This window comes from Winogradskyella ouciana, from assembly GCF_009709615.1.
Taxonomy (GTDB): domain Bacteria; phylum Bacteroidota; class Bacteroidia; order Flavobacteriales; family Flavobacteriaceae; genus Winogradskyella; species Winogradskyella ouciana.
Map to the genome: position 1 here is coordinate 402,637 of NZ_WJYA01000004.1, position 26,712 is coordinate 429,348.

28 protein-coding genes are annotated in these 26,712 nt (G+C 35.8%); 7 read left to right on the forward strand and 21 right to left on the reverse strand.

The window, feature by feature from the left end:
- Positions 1–11 precede the first annotated feature (11 nt).
- Positions 12–377: a hypothetical protein gene (locus tag F1003_RS05720; RefSeq protein WP_155088252.1), complete on the forward strand. Its 366-nt coding sequence runs from the start codon at positions 12–14 to the stop codon at positions 375–377.
- Positions 378–406: 29 nt separating this feature from the next.
- On the opposite strand, the gene F1003_RS05725 is transcribed toward F1003_RS05720, so the two are convergent.
- The gene (locus F1003_RS05725; RefSeq protein WP_155088253.1) at positions 407–1,780 is read right to left on the reverse strand and encodes an MptA/MptB family glycosyltransferase; all 1,374 of its coding nucleotides are present in this window, start codon (positions 1,778–1,780) and stop codon (positions 407–409) included.
- A gap of 214 nt (positions 1,781–1,994) precedes the next feature.
- On the opposite strand from F1003_RS05725, the gene F1003_RS05730 reads away from it, so the two are divergent.
- Positions 1,995–2,423 (forward strand): SRPBCC family protein, encoded by a 429-nt coding sequence (locus tag F1003_RS05730; RefSeq protein ID WP_155088254.1) that lies wholly within the window; start codon positions 1,995–1,997, stop codon positions 2,421–2,423.
- Between the two features lie 94 nt (positions 2,424–2,517).
- Here the strand turns inward: F1003_RS05730 and F1003_RS05735 are convergent, their stop codons facing one another.
- The 5 genes from F1003_RS05735 to F1003_RS05755 form a co-directional block, all read right to left on the reverse strand.
- The gene (locus F1003_RS05735; RefSeq protein WP_162306922.1) at positions 2,518–4,008 is read right to left on the reverse strand and encodes a cellulose synthase family protein; all 1,491 of its coding nucleotides are present in this window, start codon (positions 4,006–4,008) and stop codon (positions 2,518–2,520) included.
- Positions 4,008–4,703 carry a glycosyltransferase family 2 protein gene (locus F1003_RS05740; RefSeq protein ID WP_155088255.1) on the reverse strand — a complete coding sequence of 232 codons (696 nt, stop codon included), beginning with the start codon at positions 4,701–4,703 and terminating at the stop codon, positions 4,008–4,010. Before F1003_RS05740 ends, F1003_RS05735 begins: the two co-directional genes overlap by 1 nt.
- Before the next feature lie 32 nt (positions 4,704–4,735).
- A complete protein-coding gene (locus tag F1003_RS05745) occupies positions 4,736–6,328 on the reverse strand; it encodes a 4Fe-4S binding protein (RefSeq protein ID WP_155088256.1) in 1,593 nt (530 codons plus the stop codon).
- Between the two features lie 72 nt (positions 6,329–6,400).
- Positions 6,401–6,940, reverse strand: a complete 540-nt coding sequence (locus F1003_RS05750; protein ID WP_155088257.1) for a transposase — start codon at positions 6,938–6,940, stop codon at positions 6,401–6,403.
- A gap of 57 nt (positions 6,941–6,997) precedes the next feature.
- Positions 6,998–8,302 carry an NAD(P)/FAD-dependent oxidoreductase gene (locus F1003_RS05755; protein WP_155088258.1) on the reverse strand — a complete coding sequence of 435 codons (1,305 nt, stop codon included), beginning with the start codon at positions 8,300–8,302 and terminating at the stop codon, positions 6,998–7,000.
- Positions 8,303–8,420: 118 nt separating this feature from the next.
- On the opposite strand from F1003_RS05755, the gene F1003_RS05760 reads away from it, so the two are divergent.
- Positions 8,421–9,431 (forward strand): glycoside hydrolase family 113, encoded by a 1,011-nt coding sequence (locus tag F1003_RS05760; protein WP_155088259.1) that lies wholly within the window; start codon positions 8,421–8,423, stop codon positions 9,429–9,431.
- A gap of 5 nt (positions 9,432–9,436) precedes the next feature.
- The gene (locus F1003_RS05765; protein WP_155088260.1) at positions 9,437–10,165 is read left to right on the forward strand and encodes a metallophosphoesterase family protein; all 729 of its coding nucleotides are present in this window, start codon (positions 9,437–9,439) and stop codon (positions 10,163–10,165) included.
- Positions 10,166–10,349: 184 nt separating this feature from the next.
- On the opposite strand, the gene F1003_RS05770 is transcribed toward F1003_RS05765, so the two are convergent.
- The 9 genes from F1003_RS05770 to F1003_RS05810 all read right to left on the reverse strand — a co-directional run bounded on the left by F1003_RS05770 (position 10,350) and on the right by F1003_RS05810 (position 17,465).
- Positions 10,350–11,039: a TIGR04283 family arsenosugar biosynthesis glycosyltransferase gene (locus F1003_RS05770; protein ID WP_155088261.1), complete on the reverse strand. Its 690-nt coding sequence runs from the start codon at positions 11,037–11,039 to the stop codon at positions 10,350–10,352.
- A gap of 33 nt (positions 11,040–11,072) precedes the next feature.
- The gene (locus F1003_RS05775; RefSeq protein WP_155088262.1) at positions 11,073–11,957 is read right to left on the reverse strand and encodes a DUF547 domain-containing protein; all 885 of its coding nucleotides are present in this window, start codon (positions 11,955–11,957) and stop codon (positions 11,073–11,075) included.
- A gap of 11 nt (positions 11,958–11,968) precedes the next feature.
- Positions 11,969–12,871 (reverse strand): sterol desaturase family protein, encoded by a 903-nt coding sequence (locus F1003_RS05780; RefSeq protein WP_155088263.1) that lies wholly within the window; start codon positions 12,869–12,871, stop codon positions 11,969–11,971.
- Positions 12,872–12,949: 78 nt separating this feature from the next.
- A complete protein-coding gene (arsM, locus tag F1003_RS05785; RefSeq protein ID WP_155088264.1) occupies positions 12,950–13,918 on the reverse strand; it encodes an arsenosugar biosynthesis arsenite methyltransferase ArsM in 969 nt (322 codons plus the stop codon).
- An 83-nt stretch (positions 13,919–14,001) separates the two neighbouring features.
- Positions 14,002–14,814 carry a purine-nucleoside phosphorylase gene (locus F1003_RS05790; RefSeq protein WP_155088265.1) on the reverse strand — a complete coding sequence of 271 codons (813 nt, stop codon included), beginning with the start codon at positions 14,812–14,814 and terminating at the stop codon, positions 14,002–14,004.
- A complete protein-coding gene (locus F1003_RS05795) occupies positions 14,807–15,436 on the reverse strand; it encodes a TIGR04282 family arsenosugar biosynthesis glycosyltransferase (RefSeq protein WP_155088266.1) in 630 nt (209 codons plus the stop codon). Before F1003_RS05795 ends, F1003_RS05790 begins: the two co-directional genes overlap by 8 nt.
- A complete protein-coding gene (locus tag F1003_RS05800) occupies positions 15,429–15,968 on the reverse strand; it encodes a rhodanese-like domain-containing protein (RefSeq protein WP_155088267.1) in 540 nt (179 codons plus the stop codon). The genes F1003_RS05795 and F1003_RS05800 overlap by 8 nt, the downstream gene beginning before the upstream one ends.
- Before the next feature lie 18 nt (positions 15,969–15,986).
- Positions 15,987–17,048, reverse strand: a complete 1,062-nt coding sequence (gene arsS, locus F1003_RS05805) for an arsenosugar biosynthesis radical SAM (seleno)protein ArsS (protein WP_155088268.1) — start codon at positions 17,046–17,048, stop codon at positions 15,987–15,989.
- Between the two features lie 81 nt (positions 17,049–17,129).
- On the reverse strand, positions 17,130–17,465 hold the full coding sequence (locus F1003_RS05810; protein WP_155088269.1) for an arsenosugar biosynthesis-associated peroxidase-like protein: 336 nt from the start codon (positions 17,463–17,465) through the stop codon (positions 17,130–17,132).
- Positions 17,466–17,645: 180 nt separating this feature from the next.
- On the opposite strand from F1003_RS05810, the gene xdhC reads away from it, so the two are divergent.
- Genes xdhC through F1003_RS05825 form a run of 3 tightly spaced genes read left to right on the forward strand, consistent with a single transcriptional unit; the run spans position 17,646 to position 19,956 of the window.
- Positions 17,646–18,425: a xanthine dehydrogenase accessory protein XdhC gene (gene xdhC / locus F1003_RS05815; protein WP_155088270.1), complete on the forward strand. Its 780-nt coding sequence runs from the start codon at positions 17,646–17,648 to the stop codon at positions 18,423–18,425.
- A gap of 35 nt (positions 18,426–18,460) precedes the next feature.
- Positions 18,461–19,468, forward strand: a complete 1,008-nt coding sequence (locus F1003_RS05820) for a hypothetical protein (protein WP_155088271.1) — start codon at positions 18,461–18,463, stop codon at positions 19,466–19,468.
- The gene (locus F1003_RS05825) at positions 19,465–19,956 is read left to right on the forward strand and encodes a nucleoside-triphosphatase (RefSeq protein WP_155088272.1); all 492 of its coding nucleotides are present in this window, start codon (positions 19,465–19,467) and stop codon (positions 19,954–19,956) included. The genes F1003_RS05820 and F1003_RS05825 overlap by 4 nt, the downstream gene beginning before the upstream one ends.
- 44 nt (positions 19,957–20,000) lie before the next feature.
- Here the strand turns inward: F1003_RS05825 and F1003_RS05830 are convergent, their stop codons facing one another.
- From F1003_RS05830 to F1003_RS05855, 6 genes are all read right to left on the reverse strand, one after another.
- Positions 20,001–20,375 carry a hypothetical protein gene (locus F1003_RS05830; protein WP_202913880.1) on the reverse strand — a complete coding sequence of 125 codons (375 nt, stop codon included), beginning with the start codon at positions 20,373–20,375 and terminating at the stop codon, positions 20,001–20,003.
- Between the two features lie 220 nt (positions 20,376–20,595).
- The gene (locus F1003_RS05835; protein WP_155088273.1) at positions 20,596–22,929 is read right to left on the reverse strand and encodes a xanthine dehydrogenase molybdopterin binding subunit; all 2,334 of its coding nucleotides are present in this window, start codon (positions 22,927–22,929) and stop codon (positions 20,596–20,598) included.
- Complete coding sequence (locus F1003_RS05840) at positions 22,922–24,331, reverse strand: FAD binding domain-containing protein (RefSeq protein WP_155088274.1); 1,410 nt, start codon at positions 24,329–24,331, stop codon at positions 22,922–22,924. The genes F1003_RS05835 and F1003_RS05840 overlap by 8 nt, the downstream gene beginning before the upstream one ends.
- A gap of 14 nt (positions 24,332–24,345) precedes the next feature.
- Positions 24,346–24,642 carry a hypothetical protein gene (locus tag F1003_RS05845; protein WP_155088275.1) on the reverse strand — a complete coding sequence of 99 codons (297 nt, stop codon included), beginning with the start codon at positions 24,640–24,642 and terminating at the stop codon, positions 24,346–24,348.
- 15 nt (positions 24,643–24,657) lie between these two features.
- Positions 24,658–25,131, reverse strand: coding sequence for a nucleoside deaminase (locus tag F1003_RS05850; protein WP_155088276.1), 474 nt, complete (start codon positions 25,129–25,131; stop codon positions 24,658–24,660).
- A 67-nt stretch (positions 25,132–25,198) separates the two neighbouring features.
- Positions 25,199–26,653, reverse strand: a complete 1,455-nt coding sequence (locus tag F1003_RS05855; RefSeq protein WP_155088277.1) for a membrane dipeptidase — start codon at positions 26,651–26,653, stop codon at positions 25,199–25,201.
- Between the last annotated feature and the right edge of the window lie 59 nt (positions 26,654–26,712).

Here is a 26,712-nt window from a genome sequence, read left to right on the forward strand (position 1 = left end):
AATTGAATAAAATGAAAAATAAACAAGTTATATTGGCATTTATCTTCTCAATAGTTGCATTTAATGCTAACGCAATTTTAGAGATCAAACATAACAATCAAGACGTGGTTACAGCAACTATTACAGGTACCTATGATGGTTATGATGAAGATGATGGTTACGCTTTTGTGGTCCCAGATGAAGAAGGGGACGATGAAACGATGTACTTTGCAGAAATCGCTGAGGATGTGTTGAAAGCTGTAAATCTTCAGTCAAACGATATGATGGGCAAACGTTTTGAAATCACTTATGAGATTACAGAATACGAAGAGGAAGACGAAAACGGTTTTACAGAAATATATGAAGTTTATAAAATTGTAAAATTGAAGAAACTTTAATTCTTTTAATAATAAAATTTAAGGAGCTGCTAGGAAACTGGCAGCTTTCTTTTTGACCATAGTTCCCAAATAAAAATTGAAAACACGATAATATATTCTAAAGCAATAACCCAAAGGTTTTCAGAATTGTCAACATTTAAATAGGCCAAATAGCTTAAAACAACAACCAAGGACCAAGCCAAAGGGAATCTATAATTTGTAAATACACAAAGTATTACCAAAGTGGCGATATACCACGGATGTACCGTTGTACTTAAAAATAAATAACAAGTAAAAGTCAGTAGGATAGAAGTGGTTAATTTTGGAATAGTATGGTTCTTTTTAAAAAATGAAAACCCTAAGATTATAATTAAGGTTACTATGGGTAGTATTTTCCCAATAATAGCAATTTCATTATAGCCAGTTATGGCATAGCCAATTTCTCTAGCGAGATAATAGATACTTGCATTAAACTCAAAATCACCAAACCAAAGCCCAACAGTTTCTGTGTAATTATTGATGAACTTCATAGAGAAGAATGGCAGGAATAACATTAGTGTAGTTATACCGACTATGGTATAAAATGACAACAATTTTGTCATGCTGAGCGCAGTCGAAGCATCTTTTTTGTGTTCAGAAAACCACCAAAAAAACAAAGGCAAAAACATTAACGGAATCAGCTTCACGGAAATAGAGCAAGCTAAAACTACAGCAGCCCATTTCCATTTACCACAATGAAGTAGATACAAACTCCAAACCAGGAAGAAAATCATCACTCCTTCAAAATGGAGGTTCCCAGTAAGTTCAATAATTATAAACGGGTTAAGGATGTACCAAAAGATTCTTTTAGAAGGTACTTTAAGACGCTCTAACAGTTTTTTTCCAAAATAAAGCGTACCAATATCAGCCGCGATAATTATAACACGCATCACTATTACAGAGCCCAAAATACTTTTTCCAGAAAACAGTGCAGCGATCGTAAAACATAATTGATTTAATGGAGGGTAGTTGGTAAAGTGCGAAGCACTCAATGCTCCCATGCCGTTGTATAGTTCTTGTGCTTGTTTAACAGGAAGCTTACCATTTTGTATAAAAGAATCAGGCGTATAGAGATAAGGGTTTAAGCCATCTAAAATCATTCTGCCATCCCATATAAAACGGTAAAAATCCTGTGATAAGTTGGGTATGGCAAACAAAAACAGCAATCGGAATACTATTGAAGCTATTACAAGCAGCCTGAAGTGAAAGCCAGACAATTTTATAATTTGAAAAGCAAATGCAAACAGAGCCACATACAATACGAGCAGTTTTTCACTATCCGTTCGTTCTAAATCATAACCAAATGAAACATAAAAAACACCACTCAAAATAATGAAGAGTAGTGGAATCTTATGATATTTTATAAGGTTGGATAGCCCGAGCATAAATTCAAAAGTACATGATTTTTTTAGTTTGAAAATTGACTCGTTATCAAATTAAAAAAAATTATGTGCTAACGCAGTGGTTCCTGAAGTACATTGAATTTTGTTATTTTTTTTAAGCTAAATTTAATGTACAGAAGAAAGATAGAACTATTTAAAATTGGCAAAACCGAGTTTAAAAAAAGATTAATAACTTTAATTCATAAAAACTAAGGTTATGAGTCATTCCATTTACTTCAATTTTATTATTAAGAGCGATAAGGCAAGTGTTTATTATGCGGTTTCACATCCGGATCATTTGGTCAATTGGTGGCCTTTGAAATGTTCTGGAATTCCTAAAGTAGGGGAAACCTATAACTTTAACTTTACCGATGAATATGATTGGTATGCTAAGGTAGTGAGCTGTGAACAAGACGATCACATTCATTTTAAAATGACAAAATCTGATGATGATTGGGATCCAACCACTTTTGGTTTTAAACTAAAGGAAAAAGAAAACGGAACTTGCCTCAACTTTTTTCATAAAGATTGGCCAGAATGTAATAACCATTTTAAACACTCATCCTTCTGTTGGGCAATGTTGTTAAACGGCTTAAAAAATTATTTAGAAAAGGGAGTCATTATTCCGTTTGAAGACAGAAGCTAGGTTAGAAATTGGCTTCAAATATTCTCGCAAAGCTGCAAAGAAACCAAAACGTTGTGCAAAACATCCGTGAGAATCAGTGTAATCTGTGTCAAAATTAAACCTTAGAACTCAAAGACTTAAAAAATACATAACCAAACCCAATAAAAAGCATAAGGTGAAAAGGGAATAGCCCAAAGTCTCCTCCTTGGTCTCCAACGACAAAAGCGCTGTACATACCAAAAGCAAAATACAACATTAAAATACCTTCTATTATTACGTGAGGTGATAATTTCTTTCTAAGGTATTTATTGCCTTTCCATGAGTCTCTAATGGTACTGATGTTGAATTTTGGCGTACGAACAAATTCACTACGCTTACCAGCATGACCTTCTATCACGGCAATTGAATTGTGCAACGAAAAGCCCATAGCAATAGAGAAAAACGTAAAGAACATACCAATATATCCAAAGAACTTTTTAAAACCACTACCATAGATGTTACGATACATAAACCAATAACACACAAAGAATATAATGGTGCTCATAATGAAGAAACTCATTACATAAAAATAGTCACGTAAATGAGCATATTCATTTTTTATGTATAGCATGGGAATACTTAAGACCGCTACAATAAAAATGCTCAAAAACATGGTACTATTAAGTAAATGCAGTAAACCGTGAACTTTGGTTTTTGTTGAAATATTCTCGGACTTAATCACACGTTTAAGCATTTTCCTAAAGTTCTCGGCACCACCTTTATTCCAACGGAATTGTTGTGATCTTGCGGCACTAATAACAACAGGTAATTCTGCTGGAGTCTCAACATCTTCAAGATACTTAAACTTCCAATTTTTAAGTTGTGCTCTGTAGCTTAAATCTAAATCTTCAGTCAAAGTATCACCTTCCCAATTACCAGCATCGATGATGCATTTTTTTCTCCAGATACCAGCTGTACCGTTAAAGTTGATAAAGTGTCCTTTGCTATTTCTACCAACTTGCTCTAAAGTAAAATGTGCATCCAAAGCAAATGCCTGAATTTTTGTAAGCAAAGAATAATTACGGTTAATGTGTCCCCAACGTGTTTGGACGACGCCTATTTCTTCATTCTTAAAATAAGGAATGGTACGTTTTAACCAATTGGGCTGTGGTAAAAAATCAGCATCAAAAATGGCAATAAATTCTCCCTTGGCAATTTTTAAACCTTCTTTTAATGCACCTGCTTTAAAACCAGCTCTATTGGTCCTTGTAATGTGCTTTATATCAAGACCTGTAGCGGCTAATTTTTCAACATGAGCTTTTGTGGAATGTACGGTTTCGTCTGTAGAATCATCTAAAACCTGAATTTCCAGTTTTTCACGAGGATATTCTATCCGTGCTATATTATCGAGCAGGCGCTCCATAACATACATCTCATTAAATACCGGAAGCTGAATGGTTACATAAGGTACCTCTTCAGGGTTGGAAAGGTCAAAGGTAACACACTTTTCCCTTTTCTTTTTTGAGGATAGGTAATTGTAAAGTAAATTAAGCTGAGCCAATGCGTACAAGAAAATAAGTACAATGGCAATGGTGTAAACAATGATGATGAAATATTGTAAATAAATCACTTAAAACTATATTTGAAAATCCAAGTTAGGATTTTTACGCCTGCAAAGATAGCACCTTTTACCGTACCTGAAACTTTTGAGACACCTATTCTGTTTTTATATCGTACAGGAACTTCTTTATAACTCAATTTTTGCTTAAGAGCTTTAAGTTGCATCTCTACTGTCCAACCATAGGTTTTATCTTCCATGTTCAACGCTAACAACTTATCGTACTTAATGGCTCTAAAGGGACCAAGATCGGTAAATTTTGAGCGAAAAAATAAACGCATCAGACTTGTTGCTAGCCAATTACCAAAAATTTGAGGAAACGTCATTGAGCCGGCCTCACGTAATTCTTTAACTCTTGCTCCTACGACAAAATCTATATTCTCTTCAATGATTGGCTTAACGATTTTAGTGAGTTCTTCGGGATAATCGCTATAATCTCCATCTAAAAAAACGACGATATCTGGTTGCTGAGTGTCATCGAAGCGAACAATATATTCCATGCCTTTAAGACAAGCATAGCCATAACCTTTTCGCGATTCTGTTAAGACAGTAGCACCTGCATTTTTAGCATTGGTTTCCGTTTGGTCAGTTGAATCGTTGCTCACTACAATAACTTCATCAACTATAGAAGGAATATCCTTTATAACGCGTGGAATGGATTCTTCCTCATTAAATGCAGGAATGATGACAACAATTTTGGTCATTTAGTTAGTTTGAAGATGCAAAAATAGACTTCTTATTTCTGATTTACTAAATCCATAAGGTCAACATCATTACCCAATAAAATTTCGTTCGAGTTAATGCGGCCTTTCATGGAATCGTTTTCTAGTTTTAAGACACCTCTTGGACATACGGCAGAACAAATACCACAGCCAACACAACTTGAGCGTATAATGTTTTCACCTTTTTGGGCATAAGCTCTTACATCGATTCCCATCTCGCAATAGGTAGAACAGTTTCCGCAAGAAATACACTGGCCTCCATTGGTCGTAATTCTAAATCTCGAAAATAAGCGTTGTTGAAATCCAAGAATAGCAGCCATAGGGCAACCAAAACGGCACCATACGCGATTCCCGAAAATTGGATAAAATCCTGTTCCTATAACACCTGAGAATATAGCTCCAATTAAAAACCCATAAGTTGATCTCAGGGTTTCGGCTTTAAATAAAAATAAATTAGTGCCATTAAAATAATGCATACCTAACAGCACTAGTATAATCACAAAATAGCCAATGGCACCATATTGCGCATCTTTGGCCAATTGGTCTCTTTTAAAAATCATTGCCAAGGCAAAAACTACGGTCAATAAAACGGCAACGCTGATAAGGAATGTACTCTTTGTTAACCAATATTTACTGCTATCATCTCCTAAATACGAATACACAACTGCCGTAGTCATTAAGACCACAAAAACCACCACACTATGTACGACCCATCGTTCAATTTTCCAGGCAAACTTACGTTTGTCACTTAAATGCCTAAAGGGATCACCAGCGGTTTCCGCTAGACCACCACAACCGCAAACCCATGAACAGTACCAGCGCTTTCCATATTTGTAGGTTAGGATTGGTGTGATGACAAAAATTGAAAGTATTCCGAAGATTAACATTGCCAAACCGATATCGCCTGCATCAATCATTGAATCGACTCTATACTGCTCAAAATTATAGTAATTAAGCGGCCAAATATTTTTTAGATCGTAATACGGTAAACTGAAGGATTCTGAGTTTAATCGCGACATAAACTCTGGAATCAAAAACGCAAACGATAATTGAAAAAACATTACGGAATAAGTTCGTAATCGTTCGTATTTATTGTGTCTGTATTTCAACAAAAATTTATAACCAAATACTAATATGGCAATGGTATAGAATACGCCATAAACAAACCACTGGCTGGCTTGTCCACCATTAAGTAATCTACTCAGTGGATCAAAAAGCGCAACCAAACCTGTGTTTTCTGCACCATCAGCCCCAAGCCCTAACCAACCTGCTTTAAAATAGAGAACAATATAAAATCCTGTTAATGCCAATCCGGAAATCCATGCCCAAAGTCCGCGAGATGAGATAGATTTAAACATCACTCCATCGTTCTTAATTCCAGCCATTTTATTGAGGTACAAATCATTCGCAAAAAGTATGGTGCCGATTATTATAGCGAGCAAGGATACCGTTAGTGTAATTTTGCGATAGGGAAATGTAATATTGAATGTCGCTAACGTTAAAACCATAAGTCCAATCATCCCAATGGCAACGTAAATGCGTTGCTTTGTTGATAAATCAAAAGCTTCTGGCTTTGTAAGCGACATACTTGGGTTTGGTGTGTTCATTGTTTTTTGTTTGGAGACCTCACAGGTTTTAGAAACCTGTGAGGTCTAAATTCTTATTCTAAAGTTAGTTCTTCAATAGTATTCTTTTTTGGAATGTAATACCATGGAAAAATTTTCAGTGTTTTCAAAAAGGTTAATTATAAATGTTCTACTTAAAAGAGTTGGTTTGTCAGAAACCAATGCTTGGTAAGAGGAATATTTATAAGAAGAAACATCTTGAGTAAATCCATGATGCACTGCATTGTTATTAATATAAATTATTAACGATTTCAGATATTCCTCATCGGTTATTTTAATTCTTGAAAATCTATCTTGAAATAGGCTCCCTGTTCTACCATAAGCTTTATTTATAGCTTTCGTATAAGCGTTAAAACAATTAGAAAATGCTTGTGAAATAAATTTATCTTCAACATTACTTTTAGTTTTTACGAGTAGATGAAAGTGATTTTTAAGTAGGCAATAAGATAAGAGTTCAGCTACTGGTAGAATATGTTTTTTTAGAAGCGAAAGGAAATAAGCATAATTACGTTCTTCGATAAATATATCTTCTTTATTATTCCCGCAATTATAGATGTGGTAATAGGAATCTTTTATTATTGGTTCGTATTTCATTGCTTCAAGTTACACAGACCTCACAGGTTTCCAAAACCTGTGAGGTCTCCTAAATTATTATGATGGTTGTAATTGTCTGTTGTATGCGTTTAAAATTTCTTTTTCATAATGGTCGTAAAACTCTGGATCAAAATTGGCTTGTCTTAAATTCTTAACCACAAAATCAATATCGCGTTTTTCTGTCAGCCATTTATCAAAAGTGTCGTGTTTCATTCGAATCCCAAAGGTGTTGATTCCCAAAAATTCACTAGTGTCTTTGTTGAATGCAATTGTGATGCATTTGGTGTCATCCTCATGTTTCCAGTGAAAATGTTGTTCGTAATCCGGTCGACCTTTACTGCCATGTACCCAACCATAGGTTTGGTATTCAATATCCATAAACTTTGCGGAATTGAACCAATGGCCAGGATTATAAGCCATCTTGTTACCACAAAGCGTTTGCGCTAAAACTTCTCCCATCATGCGTCCTGTGTACCAAACGGCTTCGATTGGTCTACGATTTTCATTGGGTTCTTGTTGCTCAGCACAGTCGCCAACGGCATAGACATCTTCAACATTGGTTTCGAGATATTTGTTAACCTTTACTCCCTTGTCAGTTTCAATTTCAGAATCCTTTAGAAAATCAATATTCGGTGACACTCCAGCAGTTAATCCCACTAAATTACAAGGAATTTCCTCTCCGGTTTCTTCGATAATAACTGATTTTGCTTTTCCGTTTTCGTCCGATTTTATTTCCTTTAGATTTGACGATAAGCGTAAATCTATATGATGGTTTTTAATATGCCTATTGATCATTTGGCTTTCGCCTTCTGGTAAAACACCATTCCAAAAACTAGATTCTCTAACTAAAAATGTAACAGGAATATTTCTTGAATTCAACATTTCAGCCAATTCAATGCCTATTAAACCTCCACCTACTATCACGGCACGTTTACAGACCTTGTTGTTTGGCGCATCAATTTCGAGTTGGTCCACATCTTGTTTGGTGTACAAACCTTGTACGCCTTTTAAATCTTGCCCTGGCCAGCCGAATTTATTGGGTTTGCTTCCTGTGGCAATGACCAATTTGTCGTAGGTCATTAAATCTCCTTCAGCAAAATGAAGCGTTTTTGATTTGGTTTCAATATGTTTCACATAACCTTTTTTCAACTCAATTCTATTCTTCTTCCAAAACCAATCTTCGTAAGGTTTGGTGTGCTCGTAGGTCATGTGGCCCATATAAATGTACATTAGTGCTGTACGGGAAAAGAAGTAGTCGGTTTCAGCAGAAATTATTGTAATTCTTTTGTCTGAAAGTTTTCTGATATGCCTTGCAAGTGTAACACCAGAAATGCCGTTGCCAATAATAACAATGTGCTCCATTTTTTAGGCCCGAGAAGTCGGGAAACTTTTGTAGTTAGATATCTTTATGTCGAAGGATTTGATAAAACCTTAACAGCGATAGTTCAATTTCTTTTAAATTTAGGCATAAATTTACAGTATGAGATATTTTTTACAGTTCCTTTTGGTTTTCGTTTTAGTGGGTTGTGCTGCAGTACCCTTTAAGCCTGTAAAATTTAATGGAGTGAGTTTTGTAGCCGCAAGGGATGCGGTAGATACAACCCACGTCAATCCGGTAGTAAATGTCGGTGCAAATAGTGCAGCGATTATGCCATTTGGGTTTATTAGAAATTTAGATAACCCAACTATAGTTCATAATACTAATAGGCAATGGTATGGTGAAACTAGGGCAGGAGCCAAGCAATACATCGAAGAGCTTCGTAAAGCAAAAATTAAAATTATGGTGAAACCACAACTTTGGATTACCCATGGATTTTTTACCGGTTTTCTGGAAATGAAAACAGAAACTAATTGGAAACTTTTGGAATCCTCATATTCAGATTTTATTTTGGAATATGCTGAATTGGCAGAAGAAGTCAATGCCGAAATATTTTGCATCGGCACTGAGCTCGAAAATTTTATTAAACATAGACCAGAATATTGGAACGGTCTTATAGTCAAAATAAAAAACATTTATAAAGGCAAACTCACTTATGCAGCCAATTGGGATGAATATAAACGCACTCCGTTTTGGGAGCAACTGGATTATATAGGTATAGATGCCTATTTTCCGGTAAGTGACAAACAAACACCTACGGTTGAAGATTGCCTAAAAGGATGGGAAAAGCACAAACCAGTGATACAAGAGTTTTCGGAACAACTGAACAGACCGATTTTGTTTACCGAATATGGTTATAGAAGTGTAGATTTTAGTGGAAGAGAACCGTGGGTGTCAGATCACACCATGAGAGATGTAAACCTTGAAGCCCAAGTAAACACCACAAAAGCGCTTTTTGAAACCTTTTGGAAAGAGGATTGGTTTGCAGGAGGCTTTGTATGGAAGTGGTTTCATAAGCACGACAAAGTTGGAGGTGCAGAAAACCCAATGTTTACCCCTCAAAACAAACCTGTTGAGAAAGTTATTCAATCTTACTACACACAATACAATTAATTTATATGCGAACATTAGCAATTGGCGATATTCATGGAGGACTGAGAGGTTTAACCCAACTTTTAGAACGCGCTAAAGTCAATAAGGATGATAAACTCATCTTTTTAGGTGACTATGTTGATGGTTGGAGCGAATCTGCCCAAGTTATCCAATACCTCATAGAACTTTCAGAAAAAAATGAATGTGTGTTTATAAAAGGTAACCACGATATTTGGTGCGAAAAATGGTTACAGCATGGTACGGCTCCACCAGTTTGGCTATACCATGGTGGAAAAGGCACCATTGAAAGCTATAAAGATTTTTCAAAGGGCGATAAACAAAAGCATTTAGAGTTTTTTCAGACTATGCCAATGTACTATATAGACAATCAGAATAGACTTTATGTGCATGCTGGTTTTACCTCAATGCACGGTGTTAAGGAAGAAAAATTTGAACAGAGCTTTTGTACGGACCGTACACTATGGGAAATGGTGCAGACTATGGATAAGCGTATAAAAAAAGACGCAGATAATTACCCAAATCGATTAAAGCATTATTCTGAAATTTACATCGGTCACACACCAACCTTGCGCAGTCACAGTTACGAGCCGATGAATAAAGCCAATGTTTGGAATGTAGATACTGGTGCAGCATTTACAGGTATGTTGTCTGCCATAGACATTGATACGAAAGAGATTTTTCAAAGTGATACATTGCCTAAGCTTTATCCAGATGAGGATGGGAGGAATGGCTAGTTATAGATTGTTAAAAATTTTTGATAAGAAAGACACCCCTAATGAGCTTCGCTCGCTATCTTCAATAAAAGCTATCGCTTCTATTTCGATAATCCTCAAGGGGACAATTCTAAAAAGAACCTTTGGACTAGTGTCCCCTTGAGGGGACTTTAGGGGTGTAAAGATGAATGAGTTTGATATTTAATCAACAAAGATGCCTTTTATAATAAGCCAGCATCTCATCAGCTGAAGCACCAAACCATTTCTTCACATAGATGGTCCAGAAGTGGTATTGCACTTTCCAAATACCATGCTCTTCATACATTCTGGCAGATGTTCTTAGCTTTTTATTGATAACTACAAATTCATTGCGAGCGTAGAGCTCATTAATTAAAATGTTATCTTCATAGATGATATAATTTTCGTCATAACCACCTATTTCATCAAACAAAGCACGTGTTATAAATTGACTTTGGTCACCACCTCTACATGCACGCCAACTGAATTGCGTTAACCAACTTGCTAATCTTAACCACCAATGGTCGCTGTCGAACTGTAATCTAAAACAACCGGCGTTATTACCTTTATGGACTTCATCAATAATATATTTATCATATCTGTTTGGAGGAAAAGAATCGGCATGAAGAAAATATAGAATATCACCTTTAGCATGCTTTGCTCCGAAATTCATTTGTTTGGCTCTTCCTTTTTCTGAATCTAAAAGCACAATGTTTAAATCGAGAGATTTAACAATGTCTTTAGTGTCATCAGTACTTCCACCATCAACAACTATAATTTCTGAAATTGAATTTAACGACGCATTATCAATTAAATGATGGAGTACATCTTTAATGGTTTCAGACTCGTTTAAAACAGGAATTATAATGCTAATCATATAGTTACTTACGGAAATTACAAGATAATAGTTTTAATCGTTTAAATCCCAATTGTAGTCTTTGTAACTCTTCTTTGCAGATTCTGAAATGGTAACAGTAGTATATTGGTTCAGAAAATCAATTAAACTTCCATTTTGCTCAAAGTCTTTTTTAAACCACTTAAAGATTTTGGATAGTTTGATTTCGTCTTTTGAAAATTCATTTTTCGAAGTGTCAGCTAAAAATTCATTAGTGGCATTGGTTAATTGCTCTTCAAGTTTTGATGCTGTAAACGCTTCATTTTGAAGCTTGGGACAAGACACAGACGCACAAACTATGGCAAAATGAATACGTGGCTCGTCCATTTTACGTAATATTTCATGCTCAATATCATTGAGGTTATACCATTTATCACCAAACTGCCATAAGCGTTGGTCCCAAGGGTCTTTAATGTCTTTTATGCTTTCTAAAGGATAATTTTTTAGGATTAAATCTACAGTCAAGGTGTTGTAAGCGTTAATCCAGTAAGCCAATTTGTCGTCTTTATTCCAATCTTCGGTTGGAGTATTGTGTGTTAAGTCATCGATATAAACACTTAATTCCCTAGGGTTATTTTTAAAGCTTTTATAATCTACATTTCCACCTTCAGTAACATATTTTTTTAATAATTTATTCCATCTGCTATGGTTGAAAGCTTCAGGCTTATAATCATCTACAACATCGACTTCTTCTAGTTTAGGAGGTTTTGGCGGTAAGGGTATTTCAACTTCTGTTTCATCAACTAAAGATCCTGGAGAAGGAGGTGCCTCAACAGCATCAGGCACTTCGGTAACAACCGCAACTTCTTTGGTTTGTTCGGGTTGAGCTAAAACAGTGTTTTTTGCACCACAACAAGCGCTGGTTAATAATGCTACTACTAAAATTGATATATATTTCATGTGTATTGCTTCTATTTATGAGGTTTCTGTCTGCGGGAAAAAGCAGGATAAGCCTCCTGACGTAAAAAATCCTTAGGAAACGTTTCATCGCCTTCAAAACCTAATTCTATATCCCTTCCGTCGTGAGGCACATGAGCAGTTTTAAAAAGATAGTCCCAAAGACTTAAAGTTAGTCCATAATTAACACCATACCTTACATGTTTGGGTAAGGCTTTGGCATGGTGCCAAATATGCATTTTAGGATTGTTGAAAATGTATTTTAAAACGCCGTAATCCCATCCCAAATTCGCATGGTTTAAATGACCAATAGCAATGGTAAAAAAATAAACAATGGCAACATCTTGTGCATCAAAACCACCAATTAGAGCTATCGGAATATAAAGTAAAGATTTATAAACCACAGGTTCCATCCAATGATAGCGTAAGTGTGCAGCAAATCCCATTTCTTTTACGGAGTGGTGCACTTTATGGAAATTCCAGAGCCAAGGCACGCGATGCAGTAGGCGATGGGTATTCCATTGTACAAAATCAGATATCAGGAAGAATATTAGTAAGCCTAGCCATTGCGGTAAATCATCCACATCAAAAAGTTGAATATCAGAAAGCGATAAACCAACTACACTTAAAACATCATTAAATAGTTCTGAAGCCGTATTTGACAAGGCGATGAGGACGATGAGATTTAGTAAAAAGAAATTGAAAAACATGTAAAAGGTGTCCAGCCAAAAATCTTTTCTAAAAATAGATTGATTTTTTCGCCAAGGAAAAGCGATTTCCAAAACCCAAACCAAAAGTGAAATTATAATAAGGCCATAGAAAAAGTTATCCCAATGGTTGAGGTCAATGAGCTCGTACTTGAGATAATTCCAATAATCGGAATAGGATTTTTTAAATATGTCTATGTACTTATCCATCTGTCATTCCTACGAAGGCAGGAATCTCTATTGTTAATTTAAAGTGGATTCCTGCCTTCGCAGGAATAACAATGTAGTCTAACAACAACCTCCACCATCGTAATGGTAAGTAGATTCACTAATAAAGATATCATCTCTTCCTAAACTCGCCAAAGCACCAGCAGTCTTATCACAAACCGCTAAAGGTTGATTTTTCAACAAAATATGACCAGCGTTATCATCTATATAATCTTCATCACCAAAGTAAATCGCTGCTTTTCCTGTAAAAACGCAAGGACCATCTGCAGGCATTGGGTCTTTAATGGCAGCAACTTCAATAGATTCTATATAGATTAATTCATCTGTATTGTAATGCTTTGGGTCTAGTATTCTGTACGGCTTACGTGCTCTTATTTCAATCGTACCAAAACCAGCATCAGTTAATGCTTTTACGTATTCAGCTATTGGTAAACTACCACTTAAACATAATGCACGTAATCTATCATCATTTCGTAGCTCCTCATTCATAGGTTGCTCACAGGTCGGATCACTCATTACCAAACGACCATGAGGTTTTAATACACGATACATTTCTGCAATGGCTTTCTTTAAATCTTCAGCTTTAAAAATATTGAACAAGCAGTTTTGAGCCGCAACATCAATACTGTTATCTTCAACAGGAAGATTCATAGCATCCCCTTTTTTAAGCTCAACAAATTCTGATTTAAACCAATCGTTTTGCTCTTCAGCGACTTTAAAGTTTTTGCGAGATGCCTCTAACATTTCGTCAACTACATCAACACCAATAACTCCACCTTTTTGCCTGTTGAAATACGAAAATTGTAATAATTCCATACCACCACCAACACCTACATAAAGCATTTTTGGGTTATTAGTTAAATCTCTTGCATGCACTGTAGAACCACAACCGTAGTTCATCTCTTGCATTATTCTTGGAATTTTTAATCCTGGTAATTCCCAAATAGGATTTGTAGTACAGCATAAGCCAACATCTGGTGTTAGTGCTGCTTCTTTGTAAAGGTCGTTTGTTGCTTCTAAGTAACTCATCTTTTTTATTATTTGTCATTGCGAGGAACAAAGTGACGTGGCAATCTCATTAAGCAGATTCCTTCACTTCGTTCGGAATGACGTTATAGGGTTTTTATCAATTCTTTAAATAACGTAATCATATTAGGCTCAGCCTTGCCTGCCATTGCAATAATTTCGGCAATATCCACTGGTTTTAAATTATCTGGGTCGCATTCATCGGTTAAAACAGAAATAGCTGCAGCTTTAAGGCCTAAGTGATTGGCTACAATTATTTCGGGTACTGTACTCATACCAACAGCATCTGAACCAATAATTTTTAGCATTCTGTATTCTGCACGTGTTTCTAGTTGTGGTCCTACGACTGAGGCATAAACCCCTTCATGCAATTTTATATTATTTGCTTTGGCAATACTTTTAAATTTCGAATTTATATCTAAATCATAAGGAGCGCTCATATCTGTAAATCGCTCTCCTAAATCTGACACTCCTTTAAATGCCAACGGCGAACTACCTTGAAGATTAATATGATCATCGATTAACATCAACTCTCCTTTTTTGAAATCTAAATTTATAGCACCTGCAGCATTAGAAACCAATAAGGTTTTTATGCCAAGTTTTTCCATAATCCGAACAGGAAACGTTACATCTTGTAAAGTATAACCTTCATAAACATGAAATCGTCCTTGCATCACAACCACTTTTTTTCCGCCTAGGTTGCCATAAATTAATTTGCCTTTATGAAACTCTACGGTTGCTGTTGGGAAATTAGGTATATGATTGTAACTCGCTTCGGCAATGATCTCAATGTCATCAATCAACTGCCCTAAACCAGTACCTAGAATGATACCAACTTCTGGATTTTCAAAACCTTTACTTTGAAGGTATTCTGTACTTTCAGTAATAAATTTAATCATTAAGCTGTTGTATTTTTTCTTGTAGTTTTTGGTTGTTTTTATAAAAGTCTGATACGATTAAATCGTCGTAATTGTCAATATCATTCAAGGTTTCAAGAATACCCACTTTAGCTTGCTTTTCTTCTAATTCTTGAAGCGTAAGTTCTAATAGGTTAGCTTGACTCCAAGGTTTGTTTTTAAAGATTAATTCTTCCATTTTAGACATTCCGACAAGATAGTATCCTCCATCTTCCGCAGGTCCGAAAACCATGTCATTAGTTTTCAATGCATCAAGACCATTTTCAATATGAGTTGAATTGATATCTGGCAAATCAGAACCAATCAACACAATTCTTTCATAGCCAGCTTCAAAACCATCTTTAAAAGCATTCAACATGCGTTCCCCTAAATCAATTCCTTTTTGAACAGTTTTAAATTCATTTTCCCATTGCGTATCCACCGCAGCATTAGAAAAATAAATACGTTTGTCTATATCTAAAGCTTCCGTTGCTTTTTCTGTGATTTTAACCAATTCAGAATACACCTCAAAAGCACCATAGTCGCCAACGGTTTTGGCGAGTCGAGTTTTTACGGTTCCTAATTTTATGTTCTTTACAAACACAATGACAAGTGCATCAGTCATATATCTTATTTCCTTTTAATAGCCATTTGCTCCATACTTTGGAAAAGGCATGAACATTATTTGTTTCGCCTTCGGAATCATAAACCGAAAAGCCGTTATTTGTCCACTCAAAAATACCACCAAATAAATTATAAACGTTAGTGTAGCCAGCTTTTTGGAGCTGCTCTGCAATATCTTCTGAACGAATACCTAATGAACAATACACGATGATGGTTTGTTGTTTGTCATTAAGTTGTTGTGTCGTTTCTTCTAAGTTGAAGTCGTTATAACCAACATGTATGGCATCCTTTATATGACTAACTTCATATTCTGCAGTTTCTCTAGCATCCAAAAGCACAGCTTTCGTTTTGGGCATTGCCAATTCTTGAACTGAGATATATGGTACAGTTTCAGAATTATGTCGTTTCAACAACTCTGTAAGCGTTTCTTGAGCATTTACTATGGGAGAAAAACAAACGCATATAATTAGAATGAGATTTCTCACATGAGTTTGAAATGACAAATTAGTTCTATTTTTAACTGCTAACTGCATACTGCGACTGTTTACTTATTATGCCACACTCCCTTGACAACTACTTCCTGCACCAGCCGTACAACCGTAACAATGTTGAGAAATTACAATATTTCTACCTTCAAGTAGGTCCTCGTTATATTCTGAAATGTGTTTTACTTTACTATTCACAGGCAATTCTAACATCTGATTAAAATCGCAATCAAATAAATACCCATCCCAACTTACAGAAAGCGTATTGGTACACATTACATTCTCTACTGCAGCAGGATTGTACGCTTCCACTAACTGATACATGTAATCTTCATAATTTTCTGAAGCTATTAAATAATCCAAGAAACGTGCAATTGGTAAATTCGTTATAGCAAATAGGTTATGAAAATGAATATTGAAATCTTCTAATAAAGCCTTTTTAAAATCCTTCTCCATAGAGGCTTGGTCTCCTGGTAGAAAAGCTCCTGAAGGGTTGTAAACCAAATCTAATCTTAAATCAGAATCTGGCATACCGTAACCTCTATCATTTAACTCTTGTAACGCTTTTATGGATTTGTCAAATACACCATCGCCTCGTTGTTTGTCTGTTTTACCACGCGTCCAATGTGGCATAGAACTTACGACATGTACGTTATGCTTCTTAAAGAAGTCTGGTAAATCGTAATACTTTTTATTCGCACGAATAATAGTAAGGTTAGAACGTACAATGAAGTCTTTAATCCCTGCTTTTGCAGCTTCTTCAACAAACCATCTAAAATCAGGATTCATTTCTGGCGCGCCACCTGTTAAATCCAATGTATGTGCTCCAGTATTTTTAATTACTTCCAGACATTGGCGCATCGTATCGCGAGTCATAATTTCTTTTCGGTCTGGACCAGCATCAACATGGCAATGGTCACAAACCTGATTGCACATATAGCCTACATTGATTTGAAGAATTTCGAGCTTTTTAGCTTTTAAGGGAAATTGATTCGTTTCAGAAATCTTTTTCTTAAACGTTGGCAATTCACCATTTTGAAAAATTCCATTCGAGAGAATTTCAAGTTGTTTGTTGCTTTTAGCTAGTTCGCTTCCTTGTTTTTTTAGGGATTTTGTTGCTGTCGCCATTAATCTGTTTCGGGTTTGTTATGCTTATTTAATTTTATGCGTATTGGTTTTTCCCCTCTTGGGAAATAAAAAGGGGCTTTTTTATCCGTCTAATTTATTCACTTTATTCATCATTTGTACACCATGCACTAAAGTTGCTCCGCTTTTTATAGCAGCACCAACATGTATAGCTTCCATCATTTCTTCTTTAGTAACACCACGTTGAAGCCCATCTTTGGTATAGGCATCGATACAATATGGACATTGTTCCGTATGTGCAACTGCCAAGGCAATAAGTGATTTTTCGCGAGCAGTTAATGCTCCTTCTTCAAACACTTTACCGTAGTAGTCAAAGAATTTATTGCCGAGTTCTTCACTCCATTCCGTAATATTTCCAAATTTTCTTAAATCTGCTGGGTCGTAGTATGTTTTAGACATTTGTAAAGTGTTTCAGTTAGTTATATTACCTACGTAATTTTTAGGTATTAGGTTTTAGGTCGAAAAATAAACCCAAACTTAACAGAAAAATAAGGAGAATGCTAATTTATTTTAAGCAGGTGTACTCTGGATGGTTTACACTAAAAAACCTTACTTTTAGTTCTTCTTTTTCTAAATAAAATGAAAAACTGGATAGAACTTTTATCAGAATTTAAAGAAAAGCGACAACCTGTGGCTTTGGTTACCGTAACCAAATGCTCAGGTTCAGCACCTTGCGTGGTATCTTCGCGTATGATTGTTGCTGAAGATAAATCTATTTTTGGTACCATTGGAGGCGGAAAATTAGAATATAAAGCCATTGATCAAGCCATAGTGGCTTTAAGGGAAAACAGAATCATTGAATCATCGTACACCTTAGGACCAGATTTTGCTCAATGCTGTGGAGGTGTTGTAGAATTTATAATAGAACCCATGAATCAATCACCAGAATTGCATCTCTTTGGTGCAGGACACATCGGAACCGAAATCGCCAACCTTCTTGTAGGGACACCTTTTAAAGTAAAACTGATCGATTCGAGACCAGATTGGTTTTCTGAGTTTGATATTCATGAAAGTATAGAACAATGCCAGGTAAAAGAACACGATTTTAAAACTTTTAGGGACACCATCACTTGGGGAAAGAATTGCTATGTGTTGGTGTTGACGCATAACCATGCTATAGATTTTGATATTGTAGCCATGGCACTGGAAAATGAAACCAAATATTTAGGTTTAATAGGCAGTAAAACTAAAAAAGCACGCTTCAATAATATGCTCATAAAGGAAATGGGAATTGAAGATGGTATGAAGAATGTGGTTTGCCCAATAGGATTGCCAATAGGTGGTGATACTCCTAAAGAAATCGCGATAAGCGTGGTGGCACAATTGCTTCAAGTGCATTACCAACCAGTAACAAAATAAATTGTGTCATTCAGAGCAAAGCGAAGAATCTCTACATGAAAAACAACAAACACATCATTGACAGATTAACAGCACTTTGGGCATTAAACGAGTCTGGTTTAGGGGGTTTTTTGCATGTTTTTAGCACACCATTTACGGGGTTAATCGTGGGTGGGATCGCAATTTTATTGATAAGCTTAATTGCCTATTATGCAGAAAACAAATGGCAAGCCATACTGAAAGCATTGGTTGTTGTACTGATTATAAAAATGGCGGTAAGCCCATATTCACCTTTTGGTGCTTATGTTGCTGTGAGTTTTCAGGCCATATTTGGAGCGTTTTTGTTTTCTAACTTTTCTTGGAAAGGTGCAGCGATTATCGTTTTGGGAATCGTCACCTTTTTAGAATCAGCACTTCAAAAATTACTGATATTAACGATTGTTTACGGTACAGAAGTTTGGGAAGCCATTAATATTTATGGGAAGTGGGTGCAAAGTAAATTGAATTTTGTTTCAGAAACCACCACATCGACTTACCTCATTAGTCTGTATCTGATTGTTTATGGAGTTTGTGGATTGCTCGCAGGCATTTTTATCAGAAACATTATTAAAATAATATCAAAAAAGAAGGAAAAGAATTTTTATTTAGACACTCAGTTAGACGCTATTAAAACTGGTAAGAGCAAAAGGTCTTTCAAAACGAAAGTGATTTGGCTATGGTTGATTACAGTAGCCGTTATCGTTTTGGCGTTTTCATTATTTGGTGGAGATTTATTCGGATGGCAGAAAGCGGTCTATATCTTATTGCGAAGTTTTTTAATACTGATGCTTTGGTACTTGGTTTTGGGCCCTTTTTTATTGAAAATGGTTCGTAAGTATTTAAACAAAAAAGAATCGCAATACAAAGAAGATATTACTAATGCTATGGATTTGTTTCCGTATTTCAGACAGATTATTTCATATACTTGGAAAGACACCAAACATCTAAAAGGTTATACACGCTTCAAACATTTTATGGCAGATAGCATTTCCAATTGTATGCATTTTAAAGTGCCTTCAGAATGATTTATATTTTAACTGGAGATATTAGAACTGGTAAAACAACTGCACTTTTAAACTGGATTGAAGGTAGAGCAGATGTTGATGGTGTGTTGTGTCCAGATAGTGAGAATGGGAAGCGTTATTTTTTGAATATAAAAACTAAGGAGGAGTATTTTCTTGGTACTAATCTTGATACAGAAGAAAACAAAATAATTTCGATAGGAGCATTTCAATTTTTAAAGTCTTCGTTTCAAAAAGCGAATAATTACTTATTAGAAGCTAATGAAAAAAGAGTCTCTAAATATTTAATCATAGATGAACTCGGGAAGTTGGAATTGAAATATAACGGCCTACATGATTCGGCTAAAGTTTTGATTCCGAAATATGAAAAGAACAAAGACCATTATTTAATTCTTGTAGTTCGTGAATCTTTGTTTGATGATATTTTGGAACATTATAATATTTCTGAATATTCTGTTTTGAAAAAAGATGGCTTAAGATTATTTGATTAGACCTCACAGGTTTCAAAAACCTGTGAGGTCTGAGCTTTGGCTTGTCAACCAAAAAAAGTCTCACTCAAAGCATAATAAATCGCCATTAAAGCTGAAAATATAGCACTTCCCAAAAACCGCCATTTCAACTTAAATCGATTCTGAATGATATAATTGGCGATAAACGAAATCAAAATATTAGCTAAAAATGACCAAAAAGCAATTTCCAATATATTCCAACCAATAGCATCAAACTGACCAGAAAATAATTTGATAAATAGCAAGTGTCTGGCAATCCATAGTGGGTTAAAATATAAAATAGCTAATGCGGTTTTGGTTAATGTGGCTTTTATACCTTTTAAAAATTGTGTCTTACGTACAATCCAATCAAAATAATTAGGAATTTCAAAGGCATAAACTGTTGCACCGATAAACATCATTCCTAATAACCGTGTAAAGGAGAATTCATCTAACAAAAGTGCAGCAATAGTGTCACCAGCACTGTATATTAGCGCGCCTTTTAGGATGTTTTGTTTTTTGTAGTGTAGTGAGATATTCTTGTTTTTTTATAGTCTCACACCCCTAAAGTCCCCTCAAGGGGACATTCCCACGAATAAACTTTGAACTATTGTCCCCTCGAGGGGACTTTAGGGGTGTTATTTAAATATTATTTTTCTCATACAATCCCATCAAAACTTTCTCAGGTGTAATCGGTGCATGAAACTTTAAATCGTAATTAGGATTAAAGGCTTTAATCGCATTCTGAATCGCGAAATAAGCACCAATACCATACATTAGTGGTGGTTCGCCTACAGCTTTTGATTTTAGTATTGCCAATTCATGACCCTTGGTTTCTAACGGCACAGTTTCCACAATCTTCGGTACCGAAAATATATCTGGAATCTTATAGGTTGATAAGGCGTTTGACAATAGTTTTCCTTCGTCGTTATAAGCAATTTCTTCCATAGTCATCCAACCGATACCTTGAACTAGTGCACCTTCAACCTGACCTAAATCAATACCTTTACTCATACTTTTTCCATAATCGTGAACAATTTTAACCGAATCAAATTTATAAGTGCCACGTGTGCAATCTACCGTTGTAGTGATGATGGCTGTGCCATAAACATGATAGGCAAATGGATGACCTTTTTCTCTGGTTTTATCAAAGTGAATTTCTGGTGTGGCATAATGCGCATTTTCAGTCAGAGCCACACGCTCTAGCATGGCCATACTGATGAGTTGCGTCCATTCGAGTTGCGTTTTTTTAGCTTTAATATATACGAATTCATCTTTTAAAGTGATCTGTTCAGGTGTAACCTTGAGGTATGTGGCTGCAACAGTTTTCAGTCGTTTTAATAAAGCGTTACAGGCTTTTAATGTAGCCTTTCCGTTTAAATCTGCCGTTGAACTTGCTGCAGAAGGTGAGGTGTTGGCAACGCGAGTGGTATTGGTGGTTTCAATTTTAATTTTTTCATAAGGAACAGAAAACACATTAGCAGCAATTTGCATCATTTTGGTGTTGACACCTTGTCCCATTTCTACGGCTGCTGTGCTTATGCCAACACTTCCATCGAGATAAATATGAACTAAAGCACGTGCATGATTCATAGGTGTGTTGGTAAACGAAATACCGAAGCAAATAGGCATCAATGCCATGCCTTTTTTATAAGCTGAGTTTGAATTATTGAATTCTTCTACTTCACGCTCTATAGCTTCAATATTATAAATTGACTTTACCGATTCCCATGAGTTTTTAGCTTCCACTTTTTTGGCAATTTGCCCATAGGAAAACACATCGTTTTCATCTAACAAATTAGCTTCCTGAATGGCTCTTGGTGTCACTCCAATGTCATGTGCTGCTTTTGCAATCGCAGACTCTATCACAAACATACCTTGTGGACCACCAAAACCACGAAACGCTGTGTTTGGTGGTAAATTGGTTTTGCAACTCGCTACAGTAACATTGACGTTAGGTACGTAATAACTATTCGTCGCATGGAATAAGGTGCGCTCTGCAACAGCAGGAGATAAGTCGGCTGCTGCTCCAGCATTTTGAAGGAATTCGGCTTCATAAGCCAAGATTTTCAAGTCTTTGGATAATCCAATTTTATAGGTGCTTTCATAAGGATGACGTTTACCTGTCATACGTAAATCATCATGGCGATTGAGTATCAATTTTACCGATTGATTCAAATGGTATGTCGCTAATGCCGCCATGACTGCCCAAGGTGTGGCTTGGTCTTCTTTGCCACCAAATCCACCACCAAGCCTAGTAACATCCACTTCAATTTTGTGCATAGCTACTCCTAAAACCTGTGCTGTTGTTCTTTGTACAGCTGTAGGTCCTTGCGTTGATGAGGTAATTTTTATAGTTCCGTTTTCCAACGGTTCGGCATAAGCACCTTGTGCTTCAATGTATAAATGTTCTTGACCGTTTGAGAAGGTTTCACCTTCAAAAACATATTCACAATCCTTGAACGCTTTCTCAGGATCTCCCAATACAAATGAACGTGGCTTTGTAATGAGACTGCCTTTTTCTTTGGCTTGTTTCCCTGTGGTAATAACAGGTAGTTCTTCAATTTCAATCTCGATTAGATCTCTTGCTTTTCTGGCAATGAATTCCGTTTCGGCAACAATCAATGCGATTGGCATTCCCCAAAAATGGACTTCGTCTTCTGCAAACAAAGGTTCATCTGGTATAATGCCACCAATTTGGTTTTTTCCGGGGATGTCTTTATAGGTAAAAATACGTTCAACACCCTCCAACGCTTCGGCTTTAGAATAATCGACAGACTTAATTTTTCCATGCGCTTTTGGTGAATCAAAAACCACAGCATGAAACGTGCCTTGTCTGATATTAACATCATCTACATACAAGGATTCACCGCGAACATGTGTATAGGAATCCAGATTCTTAATGCTCTTTTTTAAAGCAATAGAAACAGCATCTAGTTGAGATTCCAATTCGTTATTTGATTTGTTTTTATGCATGTTGAACAAAGTCGTTTAAATTGAATTGCTTTGGGAACAGTTCCGTAAAATGGGCAAAGAACAGCTGTCTTCCCAGTAAGCGTTTATAGTCACTTGACCCACGAACATCACTAATTGGTGAAATTTCATTTTGAAGTATATCACCGGCTTCCATAATGATTTCTGAAGTCAATGATTTTCCATTTAAGAATGCTGAGGTTTTGTGCAAATATTTAGGAATAGCGGCAACACCACCAATAGAGACATGAGCCTCTTGAATTTTTTCGTTTTCTAAAGAAATATTAATGGCAGAATTTACACTGGCGATATCTAAATGGGTTCGCTTGCAGACTTTTTCGAAATTGAAATATGAATCTTTTGTTGGGAGTTTAAAGCTTATGGTTTTGATAAGTTCTCCATCCTTTAGATCATAAGTTTTATAATCTTGATAAAATTCCTTAAGCGGCAACTGTCGTTCTTTGCCTGCAGGATTTATAATTGTGATTTTGCTGTTTAAGGCTAAAAAGAAAATGGTCATATCTCCAATAGGTGACGCATTAACCAGATTGCCGCCAAAGGAAGCCATATTTCTAATTTGCTCTGAAGAGACTAGTTTAAGATGTTTTTTTAGGTTAGGAAAATAGCTATTAAGTTCTGTATGATTCCACAAATCTGTAACTGTAGAATTAGCGCCAATGTTGCAAATTCCATTATTGATTTCAATACCTTTTAAAAAGTTTTTTTCCTGAATAAGATGTACCGAATTGTCAATTAAATTATCGGCTTGTTGAACATATAAATCCGTTCCGCCAGCAACATATTTTCCTTTGGGTTGGTCAAGGTCATCAGCTTCGATTTCCTTTAAACGTTGCGGAATACCTTCAAAATATTCAGGAATAAAACCGTTTTCAATCAACCATTTAAAAGAATTTTTTTCTTGATTTTCAAGTTTTTCTACGACTTGGCATGCTGCTTTTTCTATGGACTTGTAGCCCGTACATCTACAGATGTTACCACTGATAGCATCAAGAGCTTTACTGTAATTTTTATCAGAATTTGAGATTGCAAAACCAGTCAATGCTACGACAAAACCAGGTGTGCAAAAACCACATTGCGTGGCGTAATTGGCTTTCATGGCTTCTTGAGCAGTGGTTAGTTTATTTTTTAGGTTTGTGCCTTCAACTGTAACGATGTGTTTGCCATGAGCATTTCCTAAAGGTGAAATACATGAGGTGATACTTTGGTAAGTAATAGTATCATTCTCTAGAGTTCTAACTAAAACGGTACAAGCTCCACAATCACCTTCGCGACAACCGATTTTGGTTCCGGTGAGACGTTGTTCGTAGCGCACAAAGTCTAGTAAAGTCATACCAGAATGGGCTGAGGTTTTAATGGTTTTGTTATTTAGGATGAAGGTTATCATTTACTTGCATACTTTTATTTACCGTTATCAATAAATGACTTAAATTCATTTTCTATTTTATTCACCATATTAATAAATCCAATTTGAGTTAGTGAAGTCATATCTTCGATATCTTTATGTTTGATACATTTTGTTTTGTTAAAAGCATCAAGACCTAAGACTCTAAACATTAAAATAAATCCCATTAAATCATAATCAATACATAGCCAGTGTTTTTTATATTTTTTCCTAAAATGATTTACCTTCTTCTTAGTATATCCTAATTCTTTTAATTCATTTCCCCAATTATAATTTAAACTTTTATTTCTCATATTAATTCCTAGAATTTAATACTCAGTTTTATCCTCTTTCTTAGCCCATTCTTCAAATGGCTTCAAAGCGATTTCTCTTGCTAACTGCTCAAAAGGGATACTTCGTTTTTCGTATGGCAAAGGAATTTCATTATAGATAAACTCATCGTCAAAGCCAATGTTGGCTGCATCTACTTGATTACTTCCGTAATACACTTTATCTGGTCGTGCCCAATAAATAGCACCAAGGCACATTGGGCAAGGTTCGCAAGAGGTGTAAATTTCGCAACCATCCAATTGAAAGGAACCTAAGTTTTTACAAGCATCTCTTATGGCTGTAACTTCGGCATGTGCTGTTGGGTCGTTGGTTGAGGTGACTTTATTATTACCTCTGCCGACTATTTTTCCGTCTTTTACGACGACGCATCCAAAGGGGCCTCCTTCGTTGTTGTTCATTCCTTTTAAAGCAGCGTTTACTGCTTCTTTCATGAATTGTTCTTTCTTATTCATTAATATAATTTCTTTCAATTTTTAAACCCATCCCTAACTCTTCCTGAAGAAGGGAATACAATTTAGGTTATTTAAAGTTATGTTTCAAAAATTCGTTTGCATTTATAAAAAGTAAGCGATCAATGATTTCTTTTGCTGAAATTTGATTTTGAGCTTGTAAGTTTGACCCATTTTCTTTCAAGTAATCCTCAGCTTTTTCAATTAAATAAGGCTTAATGTCTGCTATGTTTTCTGCTGTCCAGAGCCCTTTTATTGGGTTGATTATACCATCGAAATCAGAGCCTATAGCAACGGTTTCCCAGCAAAATAAGCCATTTTTATCTAAAAGTTCTGCGATGTGTTGAACCTGGTTCCAGATCAATTCCGACTTGTTTCTAGAGCGTCGTTTTTTACTGGGCCAGTAAATGCGAGAGCTTCTTATCGCTTTTTTGCTTCCTATCCGTCGTTCGTCCAATTGCAATCCAAAAATACCTTTAGATTTTGCAATGCGTAGGATTTCAGAATCATAAAAATTAACATCAATATCACTAAATGCTTTACTGAGTTTTGAATCTGATTTATCCCATTCTACAATACTGCGTTTTCCATTAACCGCACCATGACTGATAATTATCGGAATATTTTCACTGGCATATTTGGTGTCTAAAAGTTGGTAATAGGTTTTTCGGGATGCAGTGCTCATGTGTTTAACGTCAATCAGTATGCGCTTTCCTTGTGAATTGTTTAGTAGTTTATCAATGACCTTAAAGCCCAATTCCGTTATGTCTGAATTCAGTCCTCGGTTTTGTTGTTTTTTTATTAAACCTATGCTAATACTTCTGGCATGACCGCAGATTTCGTTGTAAAAGTGATGCGCTAAGGTGATAAAAAATGGTTTGTGTTCCCAGTTTTTCACGGTTTCGATATTGCTTAAAACCGTTGTTTCATCTGCTGTGTTTTTATCTCTGTGCAACCCTGTTTCAAAGGAGTGTGCTCCTTCAATGGTGTTGACTACGCTCATTATTCTTCGTGTTGCCGTTGTGCTGTTAATGTTATTTTCAATATCAGCATGGTTATTAACAAGTCTGTATGTAAACGTAATGCCATTGATAACTTGTGCCATATTATGCAATTGCATATAATAGGCATATTCGTCCTTTAAATCTTGAAAGTAGCTGTTGTGATTTCGTAAATTATCAATTCGTTTTTGACTAACACCTGCAGCAAGATTTACCAATATGTCAGAGATAAACTTAAAGCCCAACATCTTTTCCTTTAGGAAATGTTTTTCAAAAGGATAGAGGGACATCACTACGACGTTGCAATTGGCTTTTGCCAAGGTGGTCATATCCGTTTGGGTGAATTTGGTCAAAGTGAGTAGTCTGCTGACTTGGCGCTCCAGAAAATTAGGTGGACTGTAATGCCATATCGAATTTTTTCTACCACTATTAAGGTGATTTTGTTTTTGTGGTTGGTATTTAAAGCTCTTGCCATATGGCTTTAAGGAAGGGTGGCAATGTAAATCTATATACGAAGGCTTCATACTTCTAAATTACGTATTATTTTAGAAATGTTAATGCTTTAGGTGCTCTTGCCTATCTA